This is a genomic window from Dietzia cercidiphylli (assembly GCF_014145145.1).
Taxonomy (GTDB): Bacteria; Actinomycetota; Actinomycetes; order Mycobacteriales; family Mycobacteriaceae; genus Dietzia; species Dietzia natronolimnaea.
In genome coordinates this window covers 20,285-42,792 of record NZ_JAALEA010000022.1, presented here as the reverse complement: position 1 = coordinate 42,792, position 22,508 = coordinate 20,285, and the positions used below count along the sequence as shown (strand labels likewise).

28 protein-coding genes are annotated in these 22,508 nt (G+C 68.2%); 4 read left to right on the top strand and 24 right to left on the bottom strand.

Annotation, left to right across the window (positions count from 1 at the left end; translation table 11 throughout):
• Positions 1–92: 92 nt before the first annotated feature.
• The 3 genes from G6028_RS01460 to G6028_RS01450 are packed head-to-tail and all read left to right on the top strand — an operon-like array spanning position 93 to position 1,883.
• Complete coding sequence (locus tag G6028_RS01460; protein ID WP_182657825.1) at positions 93–362, top strand: hypothetical protein; 270 nt, start codon at positions 93–95, stop codon at positions 360–362.
• A gap of 56 nt (positions 363–418) precedes the next feature.
• Positions 419–1,273 (top strand): tyrosine-type recombinase/integrase, encoded by an 855-nt coding sequence (locus tag G6028_RS01455; RefSeq protein WP_241730456.1) that lies wholly within the window; start codon positions 419–421, stop codon positions 1,271–1,273.
• 49 nt (positions 1,274–1,322) lie between these two features.
• Positions 1,323–1,883, top strand: coding sequence for an Ltp family lipoprotein (locus tag G6028_RS01450; RefSeq protein ID WP_182657823.1), 561 nt, complete (start codon positions 1,323–1,325; stop codon positions 1,881–1,883).
• Positions 1,884–1,939: 56 nt separating this feature from the next.
• On the opposite strand, the gene G6028_RS01445 is transcribed toward G6028_RS01450, so the two are convergent.
• From G6028_RS01445 to G6028_RS01415, 7 genes are all read right to left on the bottom strand, one after another.
• Entirely contained in the window at positions 1,940–2,812 is an 873-nt protein-coding gene (locus G6028_RS01445; RefSeq protein WP_182657822.1) for a tyrosine-type recombinase/integrase, read from the bottom strand.
• A gap of 258 nt (positions 2,813–3,070) precedes the next feature.
• Entirely contained in the window at positions 3,071–3,466 is a 396-nt protein-coding gene (locus tag G6028_RS01440) for a DUF3450 domain-containing protein (RefSeq protein ID WP_182657821.1), read from the bottom strand.
• On the bottom strand, positions 3,463–3,891 hold the full coding sequence (locus G6028_RS01435; protein WP_182657820.1) for a hypothetical protein: 429 nt from the start codon (positions 3,889–3,891) through the stop codon (positions 3,463–3,465). Before G6028_RS01435 ends, G6028_RS01440 begins: the two co-directional genes overlap by 4 nt.
• The gene (locus tag G6028_RS01430; protein ID WP_182657819.1) at positions 3,891–4,130 is read right to left on the bottom strand and encodes a holin; all 240 of its coding nucleotides are present in this window, start codon (positions 4,128–4,130) and stop codon (positions 3,891–3,893) included. Before G6028_RS01430 ends, G6028_RS01435 begins: the two co-directional genes overlap by 1 nt.
• Positions 4,131–4,132: 2 nt before the next feature.
• The gene (locus tag G6028_RS17540; protein WP_241730455.1) at positions 4,133–4,894 is read right to left on the bottom strand and encodes a peptidoglycan recognition protein family protein; all 762 of its coding nucleotides are present in this window, start codon (positions 4,892–4,894) and stop codon (positions 4,133–4,135) included.
• A gap of 134 nt (positions 4,895–5,028) precedes the next feature.
• Positions 5,029–5,817 carry a cutinase family protein gene (locus G6028_RS01420; protein WP_182657818.1) on the bottom strand — a complete coding sequence of 263 codons (789 nt, stop codon included), beginning with the start codon at positions 5,815–5,817 and terminating at the stop codon, positions 5,029–5,031.
• 78 nt (positions 5,818–5,895) lie between these two features.
• Complete coding sequence (locus G6028_RS01415; RefSeq protein WP_182657817.1) at positions 5,896–6,156, bottom strand: hypothetical protein; 261 nt, start codon at positions 6,154–6,156, stop codon at positions 5,896–5,898.
• A 134-nt stretch (positions 6,157–6,290) separates the two neighbouring features.
• Between G6028_RS01415 and G6028_RS01410 the strand changes: the two genes are divergently transcribed.
• On the top strand, positions 6,291–6,983 hold the full coding sequence (locus G6028_RS01410; RefSeq protein WP_182657816.1) for an SGNH/GDSL hydrolase family protein: 693 nt from the start codon (positions 6,291–6,293) through the stop codon (positions 6,981–6,983).
• On the opposite strand, the gene G6028_RS01405 is transcribed toward G6028_RS01410, so the two are convergent.
• The 17 genes from G6028_RS01405 to G6028_RS01325 all read right to left on the bottom strand — a co-directional run bounded on the left by G6028_RS01405 (position 6,984) and on the right by G6028_RS01325 (position 22,486).
• Positions 6,984–9,014, bottom strand: a complete 2,031-nt coding sequence (locus tag G6028_RS01405) for a GDSL-type esterase/lipase family protein (RefSeq protein WP_182657815.1) — start codon at positions 9,012–9,014, stop codon at positions 6,984–6,986.
• A 70-nt stretch (positions 9,015–9,084) separates the two neighbouring features.
• Positions 9,085–9,735, bottom strand: coding sequence for a hypothetical protein (locus G6028_RS01400; RefSeq protein WP_182657814.1), 651 nt, complete (start codon positions 9,733–9,735; stop codon positions 9,085–9,087).
• A 209-nt stretch (positions 9,736–9,944) separates the two neighbouring features.
• Positions 9,945–10,526 (bottom strand): NUMOD4 motif-containing HNH endonuclease, encoded by a 582-nt coding sequence (locus G6028_RS01395; protein ID WP_182657813.1) that lies wholly within the window; start codon positions 10,524–10,526, stop codon positions 9,945–9,947.
• Between the two features lie 112 nt (positions 10,527–10,638).
• The gene (locus G6028_RS01390; protein ID WP_182657812.1) at positions 10,639–11,028 is read right to left on the bottom strand and encodes a hypothetical protein; all 390 of its coding nucleotides are present in this window, start codon (positions 11,026–11,028) and stop codon (positions 10,639–10,641) included.
• A 9-nt stretch (positions 11,029–11,037) separates the two neighbouring features.
• Positions 11,038–12,657 carry a Gp37-like protein gene (locus G6028_RS01385; RefSeq protein ID WP_182657811.1) on the bottom strand — a complete coding sequence of 540 codons (1,620 nt, stop codon included), beginning with the start codon at positions 12,655–12,657 and terminating at the stop codon, positions 11,038–11,040.
• 3 nt (positions 12,658–12,660) lie between these two features.
• Positions 12,661–13,464, bottom strand: a complete 804-nt coding sequence (locus tag G6028_RS01380; protein ID WP_182657810.1) for a hypothetical protein — start codon at positions 13,462–13,464, stop codon at positions 12,661–12,663.
• A 19-nt stretch (positions 13,465–13,483) separates the two neighbouring features.
• Positions 13,484–17,728, bottom strand: a complete 4,245-nt coding sequence (locus G6028_RS01375; RefSeq protein ID WP_182657809.1) for an aggregation-promoting factor C-terminal-like domain-containing protein — start codon at positions 17,726–17,728, stop codon at positions 13,484–13,486.
• 16 nt (positions 17,729–17,744) lie between these two features.
• Positions 17,745–18,074, bottom strand: coding sequence for a hypothetical protein (locus tag G6028_RS01370; protein ID WP_182657808.1), 330 nt, complete (start codon positions 18,072–18,074; stop codon positions 17,745–17,747).
• Positions 18,075–18,139: 65 nt separating this feature from the next.
• Positions 18,140–18,526 carry a hypothetical protein gene (locus G6028_RS01365; protein WP_182657807.1) on the bottom strand — a complete coding sequence of 129 codons (387 nt, stop codon included), beginning with the start codon at positions 18,524–18,526 and terminating at the stop codon, positions 18,140–18,142.
• 123 nt (positions 18,527–18,649) lie between these two features.
• A complete protein-coding gene (locus tag G6028_RS01360; RefSeq protein ID WP_182657806.1) occupies positions 18,650–19,243 on the bottom strand; it encodes a phage tail tube protein in 594 nt (197 codons plus the stop codon).
• A gap of 65 nt (positions 19,244–19,308) precedes the next feature.
• Positions 19,309–19,692, bottom strand: a complete 384-nt coding sequence (locus G6028_RS01355) for a hypothetical protein (RefSeq protein ID WP_182657805.1) — start codon at positions 19,690–19,692, stop codon at positions 19,309–19,311.
• Between the two features lie 3 nt (positions 19,693–19,695).
• A complete protein-coding gene (locus tag G6028_RS01350) occupies positions 19,696–20,037 on the bottom strand; it encodes a hypothetical protein (RefSeq protein WP_182657804.1) in 342 nt (113 codons plus the stop codon).
• 2 nt (positions 20,038–20,039) lie between these two features.
• Entirely contained in the window at positions 20,040–20,306 is a 267-nt protein-coding gene (locus tag G6028_RS01345; RefSeq protein WP_069388564.1) for a hypothetical protein, read from the bottom strand.
• Positions 20,306–20,659 carry a hypothetical protein gene (locus G6028_RS01340; protein ID WP_182657803.1) on the bottom strand — a complete coding sequence of 118 codons (354 nt, stop codon included), beginning with the start codon at positions 20,657–20,659 and terminating at the stop codon, positions 20,306–20,308. The genes G6028_RS01345 and G6028_RS01340 overlap by 1 nt, the downstream gene beginning before the upstream one ends.
• Positions 20,656–21,024, bottom strand: coding sequence for a hypothetical protein (locus G6028_RS01335; protein ID WP_182657802.1), 369 nt, complete (start codon positions 21,022–21,024; stop codon positions 20,656–20,658). Before G6028_RS01335 ends, G6028_RS01340 begins: the two co-directional genes overlap by 4 nt.
• Before the next feature lie 69 nt (positions 21,025–21,093).
• A complete protein-coding gene (locus G6028_RS01330; RefSeq protein WP_182657801.1) occupies positions 21,094–21,543 on the bottom strand; it encodes a hypothetical protein in 450 nt (149 codons plus the stop codon).
• 4 nt (positions 21,544–21,547) lie between these two features.
• Positions 21,548–22,486, bottom strand: coding sequence for a phage major capsid protein (locus G6028_RS01325; protein WP_182657800.1), 939 nt, complete (start codon positions 22,484–22,486; stop codon positions 21,548–21,550).
• Positions 22,487–22,508 lie beyond the last annotated feature (22 nt).

The window sequence follows — 22,508 nt, the reverse complement described above, 5'->3', positions numbered from 1 at the left end:
GGATTAAAAGTCCGTAGCTCTACCAAACTGAGCTATAGGGGCGTGATCGAGGATAGCAACGTGGTCCCGATGCGCCGTCAGGCGGTGGCGGCATGAGTGCGCCGCTCAGTGAACCCACCCGGGACGCCGCGATCCAGGCCAAGGTCGACCGCGAGTTCGCCGGACACGACCTACGCCACGCGCACAACGAACTCGACCGACTCCTGGTGGAGATGCGCCGCGATGCCGAGTTCCTCGACGAGCGCGGCAACTACGCCGGGGCTTCGCTGATGCGACACAAGGCCAACTGCATCACCGAGGCCTTGGGGCGAGTCCGGGACGCTGAGGCGATCCTGAATCACACACCTGTAGTACAACAATGACATCACGCGGAGGCAACACCGGCCCCACTCTCGTGGCGGTTCGTGACGATGCTGACATGCCCCCCATTCCTCTGGTCCACCTCGACGACTTCGAGCTGTGGCAAGTGTCGAGCCGCCTGTCTGAGCGCACCATCACCGAACGACGCCGCATCCTCGCCCAGTTCTACCGCGAAACCGGCATACAACCAGCCCACGCCCAACCCATCGACATCACCCGATGGATCGCCTCACACGACACCTGGTCCGACTCCACCATTGTCAACTACGTCGCCTGCCTCACAGCCTTCTACAAGTGGCTGAACGTCCAAGACCGGCGCGTCGACAACCCGATGACCAAGGTCGGCCGACCCCGCGCCCCGAAGCGACTACCCCGCCCGGTGTCCGCCCGCGACGTGCAGATGCTCCTGTCCGCACCGACGCGCATGACCACCCACGCCATGATCCTGCTCGCCGCCCTCCAAGGTCTGCGAGTCCACGAGATCGCGAAACTGCGAGGCGAAGACATCAACCGCGACAGACAAGTCCTGTACGTGAAGGGCAAGGGCAAGAAACCCGCCGAGCTCCCCCTGCACCCGATGGTGGCGGACTGGTCCCGCCGGATGCCCGACCGCGGCTGGTGGTTCCCGTCCCGCCAGTTCCCGTCCGATCCCGTTCAGGCCAAAAGCGTGTCCCGCACCATCTCCGACCACATGCGCCGGTGCGGGGTCGCCGGCACCCCGCACCGGCTCCGCCACTACTTCGCGACGCAGCTCCTCGCCGACGGCGCCGACATCTACCTCGTACGGGATCTACTGCGGCACGAGAACGTCGCCACCACCGCGATCTACACCCAGCTGCCCGATGCGATGCGGCGGGAAGCGATCGACCGACTCGACCCGTGGGGCGCGCCACCTCAGCCCAATGCGGCGTGAGTGTCGTTCACACCTGATAAGAATATGTGAACCCGACGGAAGGCTCGACGTGACGAACCCGCAGTACCAGCCCCAGCAGCCCGGCCAGCCCTACCCGCCCCAGGACCAGCCGAAGAAGAAGCGGGGCGGCTGCATGAAGTGGGGCGCGATCATCGTCGGCGCCCTGATCCTCATCGCGCTCATCGCCAGCATCGCCGGCGGTGGCGACGACGAGGAAGGCGTGGCGCCCGCGGAGACGACCACGACGCAACCCGCCGCAGACACGGCGGCGCCCACCGATGAGCAGCAGCCCGAGCCGGAGCCCGAGCCCGCAGAGCCAGAGGTACCGCGGGAGCACCAGAACGCCCTCCGCGCCGCCGAGCGCTACCTGAGCGTGTCCGCGTTCTCCCAGCAGGGCCTAGCCGAGCAGCTCCAATTCGAGGAGTACAGCCCCGAGGCCGCTCAGTACGCCGTCGAGAACGTCGATGCCGACTGGAACGAGCAAGCCGCGAAGAAGGCAGAGCAGTACATGGAGATGACCCCGATGTCCCGCCAGGGCCTGGTCGACCAACTGCAGTTCGAGAAGTTCACCCCGGAGCAGGCCGAGTACGGCGCCACCCAGGCGTACTGACCGCCCCAACGACGAGAACCGCCCCCGACCGTGCAGGTCGGGGGCGGTTCTCTTTCTCAGGCCGCGAGGTACGAGGCGAGGATGTAAGCGCCGTGCCGGTCGATGTCCCGCCGGCCACGGTCGTAGATCTCCGTCGTCCGCGGGTCAGCGTGGCGGGCCATCGTCTGCACGTCCCGCAACGGGATCCCCGAGTCGAGCGCGCACGTGATCGCCGCGGCACGCAGGTCGTGCGGACTGATGTGCTTGTCGATCCCGGCGGCCTTGGCTGCCGCTGTGACGACGCGGGCCGCCGAGCGGCGGGTCATGCGGGAGCCGTCGCGGCGGAGCAGCAGCGGACCGGTGGGGCGGTCGCCGCGGGCGGTGTCGATGCGGCGGCCGACGGGGACCGGGACGGGGATGCCGGTGACGGTGGCGCCCTTGCCGTGGGCGGTGAGGATGCGGTGGCCGCGCTCGTGACGGTCGGCGCAGTCGACGTCCAGGGCGCACGCCTCCGAGACCCGCAGACCGAGGACGCCCATGAGTGAGACCAGTGCGCCGGCCGTGGGGCTGATGTCGTCGGCCGCGACGAGCAGCGTGGACAGTTCCCCGCGGGTGATGTGCGTGTACTGGGTGCGGTCGCGGCGGATCTTGGGCAGGCGGGCGTACTCGGCGGGTGAGACGAGGATCCGGCCGTCGGCGGCCATCGTGCGGTAGAACGACCGCAGGCACACCAGCCGACGGTGCACCGAGGCCGGGGAGTTGCCGCGCGCGGTCTCGAGCCAGCGGGCGAACAGCTCGACGTGGGCCCGCTCGACGGCGAGGACGTCCAGGCCCTGCTCATCGCACCACGAGCGCCACAGGGCGAGGTCGCCGGCGTAGGCGGTGCGGGTGGACTCCGACGAGAAGCGGGCCACGAACCCTTCGACCAACAGATCGAGGGTGTCGAACACGGGGGGAATAGGCGCGCGCACAGGGCGCGCAGCGGTAGCCTGCTGCACAGGTCATCACTCCAGATCAGGTGGTGTGGTGGCTCAGACCCTCGACCGGTGTTGGTAGCACCGTCGGGGGTCGACCGCTTTCTGCGGCCCCTCAAGATATACCTGTCAACTTGTCCGCCCCGCCACACCTTCCCCGCCCATAACGACGAAAGGCCGCCCCCACCAGTGAGGTGGAGGCGGCTGATTCGTGCGATGTGAGGCAGTGGGGCCTCACAGGTCCGGGCTGATCTCATCCGGCGGGGTCTCGATGTCCTCCGGGTCGACGTGCTGCTGCAGCTTGCGGACCAGGCGACGGATGTAGGCGATCGCCAGCCGGTACTTGCGCTCCAGCGCGTCGAAGCGTTCCTGGAGTGACCCAACGCGCTGCTCGAGGCGTTCGATCCGGCGATCGCGTTCGGCTAGCCGAGCCTCCAGCCACTTGCGCTCCTCAGCCCGCTCCGCACGCTGTTCCTGCACGAACGTCGACCAGTCCGCCGTCCGCGCCTGCGCCGCCTGCGTGTCGTTGGCCTCCTTCCCGGTCTTCCGGGTGAACCGAGCCGTGATCCACGTCCCCACCACGAGCAGGATCGCCGCGAGGGCGTTGACCGCGATCTGCCCCCACGTCACCCGTCGCCCCCACGGTTGAGAATCACCGGCTCCCGTGGCGGGCCCGCGGTGTCCGCGAGGGCCGCGATGATGATCATGGTCCCCGCCAGCGTGAGCATCAGTGAGCCAGTCACCCAGCCCCTGGATGCATCGCCCGCGATCGTGGCCCACATGTAGGACAGACCCCAGACTCCCCACAGCATCGCTGTGAACGACAGCGCGTACCTGGCGACAATGCGATGCCACACCCCAGCGACGAGGCATGCCCCAGCCGCGATCCAGACTATGGCCCACACGTGCAGGGGCACGACGGCGTCAACGAAGTGAGTCAGCCGGCCGGTGTCAGGCTGGTCGAGGTATGCCATTCCGCGAGCTACGGCACCGGCGGCGGCGATGACCAGGGCGGCGATCCGCAGTTTGGGGTGGTGTGGCTCGAACGCTCGCATCAGCCGGCGCGATGCTGGCCGACGTACTCGAGCGCGGACGCCGACTCGTGATCACCTCGACCGGACGAGGCGATCGACGTCAGCAGGGACAGCACCGTCGCGGTGGCGGTGATGCCGAGTCCGGCGGTCCAGTCGACCTCCCATATCGGGGTGCCGATGATGAGCACACCGCCGGCGGTCTGGGCGGCGGTCTTGACGGCCCGCTCGGACGCGTCCTTCCAGAATGCTGCGGTCCACATGGTCACTTCTCCTTCGTGTGGCCCTGCTTGCGGCGCGAGTCGGCCACCGCGTCCACGAGGGTGAGGTTCTGGCCCTTGTCGTTCTGCCCGAGCTGGGCCCAGGGGCCGAGTTGGGCGTGGATGTCGCGGGTCTTGGTGAGCAGTTCGCGCTGCTCGGCGTCGGACAGTGCCATGAGAAACCCCTCCTCAGGGATCGGTGCGGGCGCCGGGATTGGCGCCACTGTCGGTGGGATGCCGGACGGGTTCGCGGTCATCCAGTCGAAGTGCTCCTGGGCGATGCGCATCCACGTGCTGTGGTACTTGCCGCCGTTGGCGAGATGGTGGGGGCAGGAGGTCTGCCCGAACTCGCGGTGGTCTCGGACGTTGCGGCCGAATTGGGGGCGGCCGAGCTTGTAGAACCAGCACAGGGCGGCCGCCAGGCGTGCGCCTTCGCGGATGACGGTGTCGTTGATCGGCCAGTCGGCCGCCGCGCCTCCTGAGTTGGAGTGCTCGATTGCGATGGACCGCTGGTTGGATGCGAGGTTGGCGTTCGACCAGGCGGTGTCGCGGTCCCACACGAGCTGCCCGATGCGGCCTGAGTTCTCCACCACGTAGTGCGCGGACGCCTGCCGGGTCTGCCACACCTGCCACGTCTGCTCGGTGGTGAGGATCCCGGCGAGGTGGTGGCGGGTGATGTACTCGATCCGTTGACCGCCACGCCCTGGGGTGAAGTGCTTGTTCATGATGCGGGTGACGTCGGGTTCGACGGTGAACCAGTTCTTCATGCTGTCTCCTCAGATGATCTGTCGTCGGTCACCGCAGCGGCATCGGGCGACCGTCCCCACCGGGGCGTCGTAGGGGCGGCCCAGGGTGACGAGGTGACCGCGAGCGAGATGCCAGACGGCCCAGGCGAGGCCGGTCACCGGACGGCCCACGCGACCGTGTCCGCCAGGCGGTGGGCGAGCGAGAGCCCTCCCGCGTGGGGGCGGGTGTAGGCCAGGGTGTGCGCGCCGGTGAGGTAGCCCTCGATGTCACGGCGGGCGCGGTCCAGGCGCGGGCCCAGGCCGCGCAGGTAGGCGAGCGGGTCGCGCCGCCACAGCTGCATGGCGTTGGCGAGCTGCCAGTCGCCGCGCCGCAGGTGCCCCGCGAGGTCCACGAGCAGAGCGCCGGGGATCTGGTCGGACAGGTCCGCCGCGGTGCGGAGCGGGGAATCAGGCGGGCAGGAGGAGATCACGTCACCGGGCGCCGAGGTCCAGAAGGTGCGGCCTCCGAGCGGTCCGACGCGGCTACCGGCGATGCCTGAGCCGCCGGGGTTCGGCAGTCCGCCCTTCCAGTTGTCCTGCCACCGGGTGGCTGGTCGGTAAGGGTCGGACATCAGGCCGACGGCCGCCACACGGTGGTGCTCCTGGGGGCGGGTGTCGAGCCAGTCGTGGATCACGCGACAGCCGCCCGAGTAGCCGAGCAGCACGAGCGTCTCGTTCGGGTTCTCGGCTGCGATGCGATCGAGGTCCAGCACGCCGATGTGGGCGGACACGGCCCACGATGTACGGCCGCCGATGCCGACCATCGCCGCCGGCCAGTGCACCGGCACGACCTGGTGACGCGCGGTCTTCTGGGCAAGGCGGGCGGTGACGTTGCCGATGATCGACCGGGAGTCCCCGGGCACGATGCCGGCCGATCCGATCCCGTCCGCGGTGACGATGAGCATGGGGCCTCCTGCGGGAATGGAGAAGGCCCCCGTCGATCGGCGGGGGCCGGAGTTGTTCCGAGTTGTTGGCGAGTTGTTTCAGGCGGGCTCGTACATCAGGTCGAACACCTCGGCCGCGCAGATCAGCAGCTCCCCGCTGCGGGCGCGCAGGAGCCAGTCGCCCGGGCGGGCGGTGGTGGTGCCGCCCGACGGCGGGATCTCCAGGACGCCGGACGGGTCGCACTGGCCGGGCGGGTGAACCTCGTGGCCGATGAACTCGCCGACCTCCGCGCAGTTGACGCCGGGCTGGTACTGCACCGCCTCGAAGGCGGGGCGGCGCTGGTGAACCGTGATCGGCAACGAAACCTCCTCAGATAGAGCGGGGCATAATCGGGCAGTATCGGACCTTCTTCGCAATTCTTAACACTTCGTGAGCGCCGTCAACTAACCTTCCGCTTATGCCTTCTCCCTGCCCCCGCCCTATCGCTGCGATATTGCTCGCGGTAGCCACGGTTTTCGTCGTCACCTCCCCGGCCGCCCAAGCCCAGTCGCTCGGCTCGTCTACCCCTGACGTCGAGCCTCCCGTGGTGATCGACCCAGGCCCGGCCCCCACCCCGCCCGAGGAACGCCCGACCTTGGCGGCATTCGTCGGCGACTCCTTCACCGCTCCCGCACAGGTGGGCACCCCGGTCGACAACTGGGCCGAGCACGTCGCATCCTCCAACTGTTGGGCTCCGACCTACCTCGGAAAGCACGGATCCGGGTACGTCAACCCCGCGGGAAGCGCCTGGCAGTACGTCAATCGAGTACCCCAGGTGACCGCCTCGGCCCCGGACCTCGTTGTCGTTCAGGGCTCGACCAATGACCTCTACCTCATCGGAGTGCGGGAGGCAGCCGTGGGGACGCTCGCGCTGATCCGGGCACAGAACCCTTACGCAACGGTCGTCGTGGTGGGCCCGGTGAAGGCCCCCCGCTATGACCTTGTGAGACTGACTGCTCTACGTGACGAACTAGCTGCGGCGGCAGCGGTCACGGGCGCACTGTTCGTGGACCCTCTCGACGGCGACTGGCTGGGCGATGACGACTTTGCTGACGGCCTGCATCTGACAACCGAAGGTAATGCCCGGTTCGGTGCCAAGGTTGTTGACAGGCTCGACACAGTGGGCGTGTCGACGAGTTGCACCTGATTATCCGGCGCGAGTCATGACCGCATGAACCCGCGACCCCGTGACCGTCACGCCCGTCTTGTCGGCGGAGGTCAGCCGCACTCGCAGGCTGACGGTGGCCGCGCGATCCACCCACCTCGTCGTACTCAGTGGGGTAGATCGCTGTTGCCCGGTCGGGCCGGGCAGGAGCGTCTCGTACGTGTAGTCAGAATCGTTCGTGGGCTTGGCGGTGGAGACCTGACAGAGGAGGCGAACGTCGCGGACGGTGGTCGTGTCGGCGGCGGTCGTCAACTGGACGCGTCCAACGATGGTCAGGTTGGCCGACTGCCACCCGGCAGGCAGCGAGACAGGGATCGCGTTCGCCAGGATGAGGTCAGTACCCCCCTCGGGGAGTGCTAGCGCTGTGCCGGTGGAGGAAATGAGGGTGATCTGATCGTGGGGTTCAGTGGACGTTGCGGCGGCGAGCACCGCCGATGCGAAGTGGCGCAGCGTCCCGGACACGAGCCGGATCACGACTGTGTGAGCGGCAGGGGTGAGCCCGACCGCCAGGGGGAGCCAGTAGTCGCCGCGCAGGCCACGGTCCGCGAGATGAACGTCATCCCCGATCACGACCCCGTCCACCAGTACGTCCACGACCGCGTTGTTGGCGAGGGCGGTAGACACCTGCGCGAGCACTTCCGTCCCTACCCCGGCGATTGTGACCGTATCCCCAGGAGTAGAGGTAGCGCCACTAGCCCATCCGGCACCCCCGTAGGTGACCGTGGTACCGGTCTTGGTTCCCGCACCGGAGACGACCACCCAACCATGCTCACCAACCTGGGCGACGTTGGACATTGCCCACAGCCCGTCCTTCGGGGGGGCGGCCAGTGCGACCGGGGCGAACTCCTTATCGGTGAGATGCCCGAGGATCGTCTGCGCGTACAGGTCGTTTCCTGCCGGATTCTGGTGGGTTCCGTCGTACATGAGGTGGGCCCAGTTTCCCAACGCCTCGAACGCGGCGTAGGCGTCCACGAACTCGGCACCCCATGCGGCTGCCACCGCCCGCAGTCGGGTCTCATACTCGACCAAGTCGACGTTCGCGGCGGTGTCCGGCGCGTACGGCCCTTCCCCAATAATGACCAGATCAGTACGGGGGGAGTCTCGGCGGACCGTGGCACAGATGCGTTCAATCTGTGCGAGGGAGGCGTCCATTGGGTAGCCGTTGGCGGCGAACGGTCCGATGGTCTGGGAGTTGATGTCATTCTTACCGAATGAGATGAACAGTACGTCGGCCTTTTCAGCAATAGCCGAGGTGACCCTGCCCATGAGAGCCGACCGTGCCGCCGTATAGCCGGACTGGGCATGGTTGGCGGTGGTGACCTCGATACCGAACCTTGACGCGACGAGGGTGGCTGTCTTTTCCATCGGCCCACCGCCGGCGTTGCCGGGGGTGGTGGTGTCGAAGATGGAGTCACCGACGCAGGTGAAGTGGAGGTTCTGCCCTGCCCGAGCGCGGGACATGGCCCGTGCCACCCCTGCGCCCTTCGCACCGTAGGTGGCCTTAAGGGCGGTTTCAGTGAGGTACGGCGCGACGTTGGTCTGCGCCGCCTCGTCCAGGAGATCGCGGATCGAATCGACGTGGGTGCGGTGCCCCTCGGCGACCGCTGCCGCGCCCTCGGCGTCGGACTTCGCAGTTTGCGCCTCGCTCGCCGCGGTGACCGTGGCAGCGCGCAGCTGCACCATCTGCGACTCCACCCACGACCGGGTCGGAGAGGACTCCTGCAGCGCCTCGGTCAGCAGGGTCATGTCGGCGGTGACGCCGAGCTCGTACACGTCGCGCAGGCCCTCGCCCTCCACGAGCATGACCGCCGGCCCCGGCTCGAGCTCCACGGAAATCTCCCCGGTGGGGGAGACCTCCACGGGGACCGGGACGGAGGCCACGAGGCGCGCCTGCTCGGTCAGCGACGAGCGGCGCGAAGGGGCGCGGACCGTGACACGCAGCGTGGCCAGCGAGACCCGATCGGGCAGCGGGGAGCCCGTAACGTCGTCGATGGTGCCGGTAAGGATGGGCACAAGAGCCTCCAGAGGTTTCAGGGCCCGGTACGAGCGGGCGAGGAAGGAGAGGGCCAGGCAGGGCGGCTGGTCAGGCGGTGTCGTCGATAGTGCCGCCGGGATCGTCACTGGTATCGGTGTTGGCGATGTCGTCGGACCACTGCACCACCGAGAACTGGGACAGGCGGGCGCCACCCTTGACCGTGCGAATGCCGACCAGCACGTTGAACCGCCACCGCACCTGCACGTAGTAACCCGGCGCCGGGGTGACGAAGAACTTCGACAGAGACACCGGCACACCGACGTTGACGTCGGTGACGGTGCCGCCGTCGGCGTGCGGCCGCGGGGCAGGCAGAGTCGTGTACGAGTACGGGGTCAGGTCCGGCTTGAGCACCACGATCTCGCCCTGCGCACGGTCGAATCCGTCCCCGGCGTGAACGAACGACGCGTTGGCGTGCCACAACCCAGCACGGTCCAGGCGGATGCACCACTCGCTGAGGACGGTCGACGGGTTGGTCGCCTCCGGGTGAGGACGGGACACCTGCACCAACTCGGCGTCGTTGTTCGGGCCGATCTGCGAATCGAACGGCAACGCCCGGTTGCGGCCCGGGCCCAGCCGCAGATTGTTGTACATGTACGCCGCGCAGTACGCGGAGGTACCCAGCAACTCGAACCGCTCGTTCAACTCGAGCTGCCCATCGACCAGCGCCGGAATGTCACCGTCGTAGCGGCCCAGGACCATGTCGACGATCCCCGAGATGATGCCGTTCAGCCCGTTGGCGAGCGCCTCACCGATCCCGCCTACGGATTCGACGGCGTCCCGGATCGCCTGCAGGATCCCGCCCGGCGCGCCCGGCGTCGTCGGGACATTGCCGCTTAGATTGATTCCCGTGACTACTGCCCTCCTAAATGGCGGAACCCCCGGCGTTCAACCGGGGGCCCTGGGGTCGATTACCCTCTCACGCGCTTGTTGTAGGTGCGCATGTATTCACGGTTCGCAGCGCGCACCTTCTCGCGGTTCGCGTCCTTCCACGCCTTCCCTCGGAGGCGATGGCACTCTCCGCAGTAGCGGCGATTCCCCGGCTGCATGTACCGAGTGTTGGCCTCGTCGTACAGGTGGCCCCCTGGGCAACGGGTCAGGTTCGCCTGGTGATGCGTCCCGTTCCGAACGGAGTCATGACGATTGTCGGCGTGAGTCCCGAGCGCCAGGTTCTCTAGCCGGTTGTCCGTCTTTACGTCATTCAGGTGCCGGACAATCGCCCCCTCGGGGATCGGCCCAACGAATGCCTCAAAGATGAGCCTATGCACTTTGACGGTCCGATTGCGCCCGCCTTGCGACAAGGTCACGCAGCAATAGCCAGAGTCCCCCACGCGGACGACCTTCTCGCCGCCACGCCTCAGATAGGTGTGCCCGACGCTGTCGGTGATGACTCTGTCGAGTGCCCGAACTCGACCATCAATCATGATCTCGTAGATGCCCTCGTACCCGACTACGGGTCGCCACTCTTCGGGGGTAGGCTGATCGTCAGCCATAACGCACGCTCCAATCGTGTCGTTGTGGTCAGGCCCCGGATGGTGTTAGCGCACCTTCGGGGCCGTCTTGTTGCACCCATTCTAGCAGTGCAGACAGGACTCCGAGGGGCGGTCACGCCTCCTTCGCGGTGCCGGCACGCTTGGCCACCAAGGCGGCCTTCGCGTGGGTGATGTACTCAGCGAGCTCCGCTTCGTCCATCTCGGTGAGATCCTTCTCCGGGGTCGTCACCTGGACCGTCATCCGGTCGTCCTCGGCCTTGATCCACACCCCGAACTCGTGCGGAGCCCCGGACCCGCCGAGAGCGTCGTACTTCACCGTCGGCGGCGCCGCCGTGCCTGGGCCGGCGCAACCGAGATGGTCGAACACCCACTTCGCCATCGCGTGCGCGCCGTCGGCGTCCACCGCGAGGTGCGGCATGTTGAAGAACAAGCACGCCAACGGGTGAAACTTCGGGTCGCGCGGATACGGGTACAGCTCGTCGAGCACCTTGTCGTCGGGCATGGTCTCTCCTCACATGATGAAGGTCTTGACGCGGTCGACCGAGTTCTGGATCGTCTTGATCGACCGGGCGAACAGGGCGGTCGGGTTCTCCCGGACACGCGGGTCGCCGAGCTCGATCGCCGAGCGGAGCCGCTTGTCGCCCTTCTTCTGACTGATCACCGTCTTGGAGGCGTAAGTGGCGAAGATGATCCCGCGGTGCACCACGCCCATCTGGTCGCCGCTGCGGTAGTCTTCGCCCCAACGGAACGGGGCGCCGCCGTCGACGGTGAATCCGATCGAGATGCCGCCGGCGCCCTGGGCGAGCATCTGGTACGCCTGCTGGTACGCCTCGATCGTCCAGCCGTCACCGGCCCCGACCGAGTCGCGGTTCGCGAACCGGCCGTGCCACTCCTTGCGCTTGAGGTCAGCAGCCTCGGACCAAGCGAACAGCTTGTCCTTGAGGCCCTCGCCGACGACGTCGCCAAGGAAGTCCGCCGCGGCGACGATGACCGGGCCGAACACCGGGATCGCCATCGCCAGCGCCGCACCCAGCCCGCCGAAGATCGCCTTCGCGCCGAGACCGAGCATGTTGTTGATCGCCTCGGGCGAGCGGCCACCGACCGTGACGTGCCAGACGTCCGACTTGGCGATCGTCAGCTCGGACGTCACGGCCTCCATGTGCTCGGGCTGCCACAGCACCCACGCCGGCACTCCGGCCGCGGTGGACGGGGTGTCGGCCAGGCCGATGCGCGGGGCGTTGGCCTCGGTGTCGAACGTGCGGATGAGGCCCTTGAGCAGGTCCCCGGCATGTCCGGTGGTGGAGGTGTCCCACTGTCGGGGCACGATGTCGAGGACGATGGTCGGCTTGGTCAGGATCGTGTGATCCGGGAACGGTTGCGGATCGCCCTCGAGCCACACGTCCAGGGTCAGCAACAGGCCGGCGGCGTCGAGGGTCTCCTTCACCGCCGCGAGGCCGGAGTCGAACCGCATGTCGAGAATCGTCATGGCGGTGGTGACCGGGGCGTTGATCGGGTTGACGATGCACGCCCATTGGTCGGCCACGACGTTCTCCCACGACTCGGGGGCCCACAGGTCCCAGCCGTCGATCGCGCCCGGCTGGAACTCGCGCATCGTGTTGACCAGGAAGTACTCCTTGATCACCTTCAAGCTCTGCCCGGCGCGGATGTCGCGGTACTTCGGCTGGGCGATGATCGGGAATCCGGGACTAGCCTGGAAGGTGATGTGCGCGGCGTAGCGATGCAGGCTGACGGCCTCGATCTTCACCCGCGCGCGCTTGGAGCCGTGGCCGTCGGTGATCCGCATGACCCGGTAGAACAGCCGATGCGGCTTGCCCGTGACGGGATCCTGCCCGGTCTCGATGAGCACCCACTGCGCCGCGTGGATCAGCTCGGTCCACGTGTCCTCCGGCTTGGAGGGGTCCAGTGACCCGAGCGGGATGAGCGTGTCGACCACGGGGTGGTTCACCGGATAGGAGCCGACGAACGTCGCCTCCTCGTTCGGCACCTCCGGGCCCTCCCACTCGAAGAACCCGTGCAGATCGTCGACCGGTTCGATGTGCCGGTCGAGGAGCTTCATCACCACGCCACCCGCGGCGGTGGTGGCCAGACGTTCAGCGGACCAGTCCGACACGACTCACCTCCCCCACGGGTTGAGGAACAACGGCTGCACCACTGCGGTGCAGCCGGTGAACGTCCACGGCGCGGTCGTGCCGGGCTCGATCGGGACCGGGGCGACCCGGCCGCGCATCTGCTGGCGCAGCGCCGTGGCGGGCTGGCCGTCGATCGTCACCATCCCGCCGGTCGCGGGATCGGTGTCCCAGACCGCCGGCACCGCAGTGGTCGGCAGAGTGAACTCCGGGATCCCCGGACCGGCCACCGTCGCGCCGGCCCCGGCCCACTCGATACGTGGGTAGTCATCCAGGTCCCCGGCGTTGTACACCTGCACGGCGCCGGTGTACGGCGCCGACTGCGGGCCGATCCACAGCCCGTCGAGGCACTGCACCGACAGCGACAGCGCCACCCGCCGCACCGGCTGCCCCGGCGCCCGCTCGGTCGGGGACCGATCAGGCATCGGGAACCCACCCGAGGCGAGCCGCGCCCGCGTGCGCATCAACACGCCGCGGTCCGAGACCCACGTCAGCTCCCCGTCGACGAGCGGCGACCACGCGAGAGCGAGCGCGTCGAAGATCTCGTCCAGCTCACGAGTCTCGCCGTCGACCAACTGCGAGGACACCGTCAGGTCGAGGGTGCCGGTCATCGGCGGCACCGTGAACCCCGACACCACATGCCCGGTGCGGGCAGGGCGCGCCTCCACCGTCGTGTCGGGGGAGGCGATGAAGCCGGACACCTTCGCCGCCTCCGCGCCCTGCGCGCCCTGCCTCTCACCGACGAGAGTCCATTCCGAGGAGTCGACTCCCGCGTATGCCAGGGTGATCACAGGCAGCCCCCTTCCACGGTCAGACGATCCCGGACACGCCCGCACCGAGCGGAGCGGGAGCGTTGTCGGAATCGGTCACACGGATTTCCAGGTCGTCGACGCGCTGGTCGAGCTCGTCGAGCATCTGCTTGACCTCCTCGTCCGTGTACGCCGTCTTGCCGGCGGGCAGCGCCACGGTCACCGAGGTGCCCGCGGGTAGCTGCTCGGCCGAGATGTCGGCCTCACCGTCGACCGACGGCACCACCGGCGCCGACATGTCGAGGCCGCTGAGGTCGTCCGGCACGGCGGCGGCGGGGTCGTCGAGCTTCGTGCCGATGACCCGGCCGTCGTCGTCGAGGAGTGCGGCCTCGCCGCCGATCGGTCCGTCGATGATCGCGTGCAGCAGGTTCCGGGTGGAGTCGTTGAGCTGACCGCCCAGGATCCCGCCGAGACCGACCATGCCCAGGGCACTGTCGGCCACGTCGAGACCGAGTGCGGTGCCGAAGTGCTGCGCGAACTCCTCCGGCGACCCCATGCGGCCCTGTTCGGTGGTCGCGGCCGCCCACGCGGTGAACCCCTTCTCGGCCGCGTTGGCGAACCGCTCGAGCTCGGCGAGGCCTTCGTCGACCCACCGCTTCATCTCGGGGGTCAGGAACTGCAGCTCGTGCACCAGCGCGGAGACGTCCCGCCACTGCTGGTTGGTCAGGATCGCCTCCGGCTTACCGGACTCGTTGTGAGCCACGGTGATGCCCTCGGCGAGGACACCGCCCTGGTCGTACCAGTTGTTCGCGTCGTGGAACGCGACCGCCGCAGACGGGGTGCCGTACCGCTGCTGGATGTAGCGGATGCCGTACTCGATCTGCTTGGCGGGGTCGGAGGTCTTGGGCCCGTACGGGGCCCACGTGGAGTCGAGGAACTGTGCGATGCCGTACGCAGTCGAGGTCGGGTTCTGGGCGTTGTTGTTCCAGCCCGACTCCCGCGTCCACAACTCCTTGAGCGCGGCCCACTCGCCGCCCGTCCAGCCGACCATCTCGGCCGCGGCCTGCCCGATCGTCAGGTTGTCCCCGGCGATCCCAGACAGGTCCAGCGACGAGCCGCCACCGAACACGCCGGCCAGCGACCCCAGGTGCTCTTTCGCACCGTCTACGAGTTTGCCGATCAGCGCGCCCGGCATCTCGCCCCACAGCCCGCCACCGAAGTCGGGCATCGCCTCGAGGATCGGGTCGATGATCGTCGAGAACGCCCGCGACACCATCGCCCGCACCATCGACAGACCGCCGCCGCCGGCACCGTTCCCGCCAGGCCCGTCGTGCGAGATCACCTCGCCTGTGTACGGGTCGGCGATCTCGGCCATCGCCCAGTGGACGTGGTCGGAGTGCCCACCGATCGCGCCAGTCGGGGCGCCGTTCTTAAGGTTCGGCCCCGGATCCCAGAACAACTCGATCGTGTTCGGGTACTCCCGAGCGATCCACGCCGCGAGAGCTCCCGATGGACCGAAGTCGACCGCCCGCTGCGCCATGTGGTTGTCGTAGCCCGACCCCACGTCCTCGTAGCGGGTGCCCGAGGTGATGACCTGATTCGGGAACGCCGCCCCGACCGCGCGCGCCATTGCGAACTGGATAGGGCTGGTCAGCTTCTCCCAGCCCGGCAGGGTGCCGCCGTCGGCGAACCCACCGAGATTGCCGCTACGCGCGGCCCGGTTCTGCCGGGCAACCTCGGCCGGTCCGCCGATCGCCCTAGTCCACTCCGGCACCATGATCGACTCGCCGCCCGACAGGTCAATGGTCATACCCGTCGACGGTTCGACGAACTGGTACACGTCGTGTCCCGGTGTGTAGCCGGGCAGGACACCGCCGGCTGCGTATGCGCCGAGAGTCTCGGGCATCGGCATCTTCCCGAGTTCCTCTAGACCGAGCCAGCCGGCGACCTTGTTCCACACCTCACGGATGCCGTTGTTGTAGACGTCCTCGATGACGAACTTCACCGGCTTGGCGGTGATGCCCTTGATGCGGTCCCACATCTGGCCGATGAAGTCGACCGCCTTCTGGAACGCGGTCTCCACGAATCCGAGTCCGGTCTTGAGGCCATCGAACACGGGGTGCACGACGTTGTCAGCGACCCAGGCGATACCGGCGCCGAGGGCGTCCCAGGTGGGCTTGATGACGCTGTTCCACACCCAGGAGAAGAAGTCACCGACCGCGCCGAGGGCCCACTTGAGCGCGTCCCAGTTGGGGCGGATGACGTTCTCCCACACCCACGCGATCCCCGCACCGAGCGCGTCCCAGGTCGGCTTGATGACTGAGGTCCACACCCAGCCGAAGAACGCGCCGACCGCGCCGAGCGCGGCCTTCAGTGCGTCCCAGGCGGGCCGGATAATCGCGTTCCAGACCCACGCGATCCCGGCGCCCAAGGCGTCCCACGCGGGCTTGATCAGGGAGGTCCACACCCAGCCGAAGAAGGCGCCCAGAGCGGAGAAGGCGGCCTTCATCGCATCCCACACGGGCTTGATGACGTTCTGCCACGCCCAGGCCGCCGCGTTCTTGATCGAGTCCCACAGGCCGATCCAGAAGCCGCGGAAGGCCTCGGACTTGTTCCACAGGATGACGAACGCGGCGACCAGTCCGGCGATGGCCAGAACTACCCACGTCCACGGGTTCGCGAGCATCGCGGAGTTGAGTAGCCACTGCGCAATCGTCAGGTTCCGGACCCATGTCAGGAGCGAACCGGCAGTGAGGATGCCGGAGGCGATCGCTACCCCGCCGAGCGCGATGGCGGTCACTCCGAGGACGATGCCCAGGTTCTTCAGCAGGTCGATGTTCTCTGACACCCAGCCGATGAAGCCGCCCGCACTGTCGATGGCGAACTGCTGCGCCGACCGCTTGAACTCTTCGAGTCGCGTCGCCGCGTTGTCGTTGAGGGTGTTGCCCATCTCCTCGGCCGCGCCGCCAACGTCCCCGAGTGCTTGGACCGCTGTAGACGGGTCCAGATCGAACAGGGCCCCGCCCAGGTCCTCAGCCTGGGTGCCGAACAGTCCGACCGCGGCGGCGTTGCGCTCGACTGGGTCTTCCATGGCCCGCAGGCCGTCGAGGACCTGATCGAGGCCCTCGCGGGCCCCCTCGCCGCCGGCGGCGATCTTCGCGGTCATCTCCTCGGCGTTGAGACCGATGGTCCCGTACGCCTCCGCCGAGGCCTTCGATCCGTCGATCGCGCGGATCTGGAACTCCTTGAGGGCATCCGCGACGAGGTCGGCGCTACGAGCACCGCCGGCCATGCCCTGCGCGATGAGGCCCGTCGCGGTCTGCCCGTCGATCCCGAGCGCCTGGAACAGCGCCGGGTACTCCGTCATGGTGTCGAGGAGGTCGCCCGCCTTATCGGCCCCCTGCTGGAAGCCGCGTGTGAGGATGTCCATGGCCGCGTCGGCATCGGGCGCGAGCCCGGTCTTGAGCATGGTGCCGATCGCGCCCGTGGCGCCCGCGAGATCCTGATCGAACGCCGTGGTCAGGTCCAGCACCTTGGCGGTGATCGACTCGATCTGAGCGTTCGTCGCGTCCTCGTCGACCAACCCCTGTTGCCACACGCCGCGCAGTGCGTCGTTGACGTCCTCGAATGAATCGCCGTACGCCTGCGCGTACAGGCTGCCCGCCATGTCGCCGAACTCTGCGGCCATCTCAGGGGTCGCCCCGAGCTGCGCTGCGAGCTTGTCGCCCAGGCGGTCCTGGTCGAGGCCTTCCATCATCGCGTCGGCGGAGGCGACGATGCCGCCGAGACCGGCAGCGAGGCCGCCGAGCTTGCCGACGAGCCCGTCGATACCGCCGCCGAAGCTCGCCATCGAGCCTTCGCCCATTTCGAGGGCGTCCGCGTTCTCACGGGCCGCCTGGGCCGAGTCGTCAGTCGCCCGGGCCAGCTTGTCCCGCTTCGACGTCAGGGACTTATCCGCGTTCTCAGCCGCGGTCGTCGCCTCGGACACGCGTCGCTGGGCAGTCGCCAGCTGTTCCTGGGCACGGGCGATCTTCAGCGTGTCGCCAGAATCGCGGGCCCGGGCAAGCTGCTCCTCGGCGATGCGCACCTTGCCTGCTGCGTCCGCAACCTTGTTGTGGGCCTTCTCCGCGACCTCAGAGGCCTTGTCGACCGCGGCCTTCGATCGCTCGACACCGGAAGCGATCTCCTTGCCGACGCGCTCGCCGACCTTGGTGCCCGCGCCCTTGGTGCCCTTGTCGAGCTCCTTCGCGAAGTCCGACAGGGAGGGCAGCGTCGGAACCCATACGACGTCACTGTCCACAGCCACCAACGCCACCCCCTTGCTAGTCGGTTGAAACCTTCACGCCCGCCGCCGGGGCATTACGCCCGGCGCCGCCGCCGGGGCGTAGCGACCGCAGCACTTCGAGTGCCTTGCTGGCCGATTTGCCGCCGAGGTTGCCGAGCTTCTTCTCGTCCTTCGACCACGGGTACGGACGGAACTTCGGCATCTTCGGCTTCTTGCGCTTCTGCCAGACCAGGCGCTGGTCGATCACCTTGAGCAGGTGGATCTGCTGCCACTGCAGCGCCTCGTTCCACGTCCACAACTGGCCGTCGTTCTGAGCCCGATGCAGCGCCGACGTAGGTGGCAGGCCATTGATCAGAGAGACGAGCATCCGCACGGTGATCTCGCCGCGCCAGAAGGCGGCGACGGGATCACCGAGCGACGGATACTGAGCGATCAGCGCCGCTTCACACGCCTCCGGGTAGCGCGCGAGGACCTCCGGGTAGGGTCCGCCTGCGTATCCGCGTAGGCCTCGAGAGCGGCGTTGATGTGCTTCATCTGGCCGCCTGCAGCGCGGAACTTCTCGCCCTGCTCGTCGCCGAGGTACAGGTCAATCAGCGCGGTCCGGAACTCCGAGGAATCGATCTCCCCGTCGTCCAGATCGTCGCGCAGATCCTCCAGGTCGTACTGGAGAGAGTCGTCCGCGAGACGCGGGTCGATGCACCACCACGTCTCACCGAGGGCGATGAACGGGAACCGGTCGGCGCTTCCGACGACCTCCTCGCGCTTGGCGAGCATCGCGTCGATGTCGATGGGCTTGTCGGAGAACTTGTCCATGGCCACGGTGGGCCTCCTTCATGTCGGGCTGTCGGGCATGAGGTGGCCCCGGTCGCGCGTGCCCGACAAGGCGCACGACCGGGGCCGTCAGTGGGGCCGCCCGAGGGCGGCCGAATGGGGGAGGACGGATCAGGGGGTGGCCGGGGTGGGCAGGTCCCAGCCCTCGAGGAACTTGCGCTTGCAGGACCAGCCCTGCGCCGTGAGGTAGCCCTTGATCGTGATGGGGTACCCGATCAGCGAGCCCTTCGTGTACGTCTGGCCACCGCGCTCGGAAATGCCGCCGTTGGGGATCTCGATGCGGCGCCGGTACGGGTCGTCGATGACGTCGATGCCGAAGAACACGCGGTGCTTCTTCGGGATGTTGCCGTCGACGAACTCGATCGAGCCGTCCGCGTTGCGGGTCATGTCCGCTTCCTGCTTGCGGAAGTACAGCGCGACCGTGTCGTACGACGTGGTCCACAGGGTGGTCTCCCACGTGATCAGCACGCTGGTGATGTCCTCGCGGACCTCTGCCGTGGCCTGCCAGGGGGTGAAACCCTCGGAGGACTCGTCGACCGACTCGGTGATCCCCTCGTCGGAGATCCAGCCCAGGTCGATGAACTCCTCGGCCCACTCGGCCATCCCGTCGGGGGCGATCGTGCCCAGGGGTGCGTACATCAGCTGCCCGGTCACGCCCATGCGGACCAGTTCGTCGTCGTAGTTGTCGCCAATCGGGGTGCTCATAGCGTTCCTTCCTGAAATGCGTGAAGCCCCCGAGGATTCGGGGGCTTCGTCGGTGGTGGGTCCCGCTACGAGCGGGCGAGGAAACTCACGGCCGCGCCGTAGCGGCGGACGTTCTCGTTCCTGTCGGGGCGGGGTGTCAGGGCCGGACGACGGCTAATCGTCGCCGCGCGCGAGGCCAGCGGCACCGCCAGTCGCGCTCGCACGGCCTGGCCCACGTCCCGGGCCGTGACCTTCTTGGCCGCGTAGACGTCGACGTCGGCGTCCAGGCGGTCGAGGGACAGCCGCCCGTCCCATGACTGGAGCTCCTGGGTAGCCGGCAGCGCGGTCACCTGAATGAACGGGAGCGGACTGTCCGGGCGCATCTCGGGGCCCACCCCGGCCGCTCCCAGCTCATCGAGGACCGGCTTGAGGTGGGCGACGAGCTCGGACTCGATGTCGACGTCAGCCATGGCCTACCGCTTCCGGGGAGCCTTCGCGGCCGGCTGCGAGGAGTCGGCCGCGGCGACCGCGTCATCCAGGGCCGCCCCATCAGCGTCAGTGTCGGCGGCGGTCTGCGGCCGCTCGGTCGGGGCGGCCTCGTCGCCGTCCTTGCTCTTGGCCTTCTCCAGTGATGCCGCGCGCGTGTGCATCGACGGCCGGGCCGGAGGTACGTCCTTCTCGCTGACGTACTGCGCCTGCCCGGTGCGGACCGCGGCGCGTGCCTCCCGCGGCCGCAGTTCCTCGGTCTTGCCGACCTTGCTCGGGTCCGAGTGGGCCGCCCACTTGACCTTGATCGTCTCTTCCTTCGTTGCCATGGTCATGCCTCTCTGATTGCGCGCCCCAGGGCGCGGATTCTGGGGGTCGACTCCGAGCCGTACTCCTCGATGGGGGAGTCCGACACGATGTTCACGTAAGCGCGGCCACCGGGCCGGATGCCCGACTTGACCGTGATGCGGGCCTTGCCGCCCTCGGCGTTGGTGATCGCCTGAGCGCGGGCCGCCTTCGCCCGCGCCACCTTCATCAGGTGGGCGCGGACCTGCCGGTTGCGGTTGATCTGGTCGAACATCTTCTTCGACATCGCCATCAGCCGGACACCCTCTCGAGCATCGCCTCGACGTGATGGACACCGTCCGGCTTCATCGGATGGGGGAACCGCAGGATGTCGCCGATGACCGCGAACACGAGCCCCGAGGGGATGCGGATCCGGTCGATCGGCCGCAGCGGCAGATCCCTGCCGGGTGGCGATATGAGCTGCCACCCGGTGACGACCTGCGGCCGCTCCGCGGGCCCCTCGGACGAGCTGAGCGGCTGCACCGACACCATGAAGTCGACCGGCACCGGCTCCGGTTCGGACCAGTCCAGCACGTCCGTCCCGAATTCGTCCTCCGCGACCGTCGGCCGCAGGATCGTGATCGTCGTGGTGAACCCCGGCCTCATCCGACCTCATCTCCAAAGTGCCACGACGGGGAGAGCGCACTGGGCGCCCCGAACATGGCCAGATGCCAGTCCAGGAGCCGCAGCGCGCCCGCCGTGGCGACGAGCGTGCCAGAGCCCGCGAGGGCCCCGTTGCGCCACGAGTAGGACTGGTGGCCCCGGTACTCGCCCGGGGCGAGCGCCTCGGCCACCATGTCGACCACGACGATCTTCGCGAGACCCATCTGCTCGGGGTCCGCACGGTCGATCGTCACGTACTGATCCAGTAGCCGCGACGCCGCGACGATCAGGGACCCGGCCCGGTGGGTGTCCACATCCGAGAACGGGCGCTCCACCTCGTACCCGACGTCATGCGCCTCGGCGTACATGCGCGGCTCCTTCCTGTGCCAGCCTCCGGCGCACCACTACGAGGTGATGCGCCGGAGGGGCGCCCGGGGTCACCCGTACAGGGCGATCAGATCGGCGCGAGTGGCGTCGGCCGCCTCGTCGGGGTCGTGCCCCTGGGCGACGGCGTACTCGCGCCAGGCGGCCACGGGGCCGGTCTTGGCCGGCTTCTCGACCGTCTCCTTAGTGGAGTCGTCGGGATTCTGGTCGCCGGTCTCGTCGTCCGGGTTCTGGTCCCCCTGGCCGTCACCGTTGTCGCCGCCTCCGTCGCCGTTGCCCTCGTCGGTCTTCGGCTTCTCCGGGGGCGGCTTCTGCTCGGTCTTGGTCGACTTCGCAGCCGCGCGCTTGATCGGCTCGACGGCCCCGATGCGCTGGAGCCGGGCCTCGTCCGCTCCGGTGATCTCGACGGTGGCCCCCTTGCGGTGCCGGACGAACCGGAACTGCTCGGTGGGCTTGGAGAGCACCTGGTCCCACTGGTCAGCGAGGAGCTTGTACTTCGCCATCGGATCAGCCCCCCTGCACGCCGGTGATCCAGCACGCCGCGAGCGGCTGGTCGACGCCCTTGACCCGCTTGCGGGAGGTGTCCGAGCGCCACGACTCGGTCGGGCCGCCGTTGGGTCCGCCGCCCTCGGGGTACATGTTCGTCGACTGCAGCACGCGGGTGTCGGAGTAGAACCCGACCGTGCGGCGCTCGACGACCAGGACCCGGTCCAGCGGCCACGAACGCGACTGCAGCGCAGCCATGCCCATGATCTGGTTGGGGAGCTTGCCGGTGTACCGGATGTCCTCGGCGGCGAGGGTGTCCTTGTACACGTCGATGAACTTGTCGTTGTCCATCAGGACCGGGGTGATCGAGGCCGGCAGCACGACGGTGTCGGCCACGAACCCCATGGTGTCGTCCCCGTCGGTGTCGCCGGACAGGGACGCCGAGCCGATCTTCTCCATCGCCGCGGCGATGTCGTGCCGCGGGTTGCCGGCACCGTCGGTCCACGCCGCCGACGCGGGGATCTCGGGAATAGCCGAGTTCGACAGCAGGTGACGCAGCGCCCGGTCGTCGTTGCGGATGAACGTGTTGACGAGCTGCGTGATCTGCATCTGCGCCAGATCGAGCCGACCCTCGTCGATCATCTCCTTCGACACGCGGATGCCGCGCGCGATCTTCTGCGAGACCGCGATCTTGGGCAGGCCGATCGCGCCGGCGGTCACCGGGATCTCGGCGAACTCGGCGACCGGCTCCGGGCCCTCCTCGAGGTACAGCGGCGTGGACTCGTTGTACGAGACCAGGCCGTTGACGTTGGGGCCCGCATCGCGCAGCAGCGACTCGGAGAGGAACTGGTTGGCGAGCAGTTCGATGATCTTCGTCGGGACCAGCTTGGGGTTCCCGACGAGATCGTTGATCGTGATGCGGGGACCGTCGTTGACGCTCACCACTCCTGTGGGTGCCATGATGGCGATTCCTTTCTGGGGG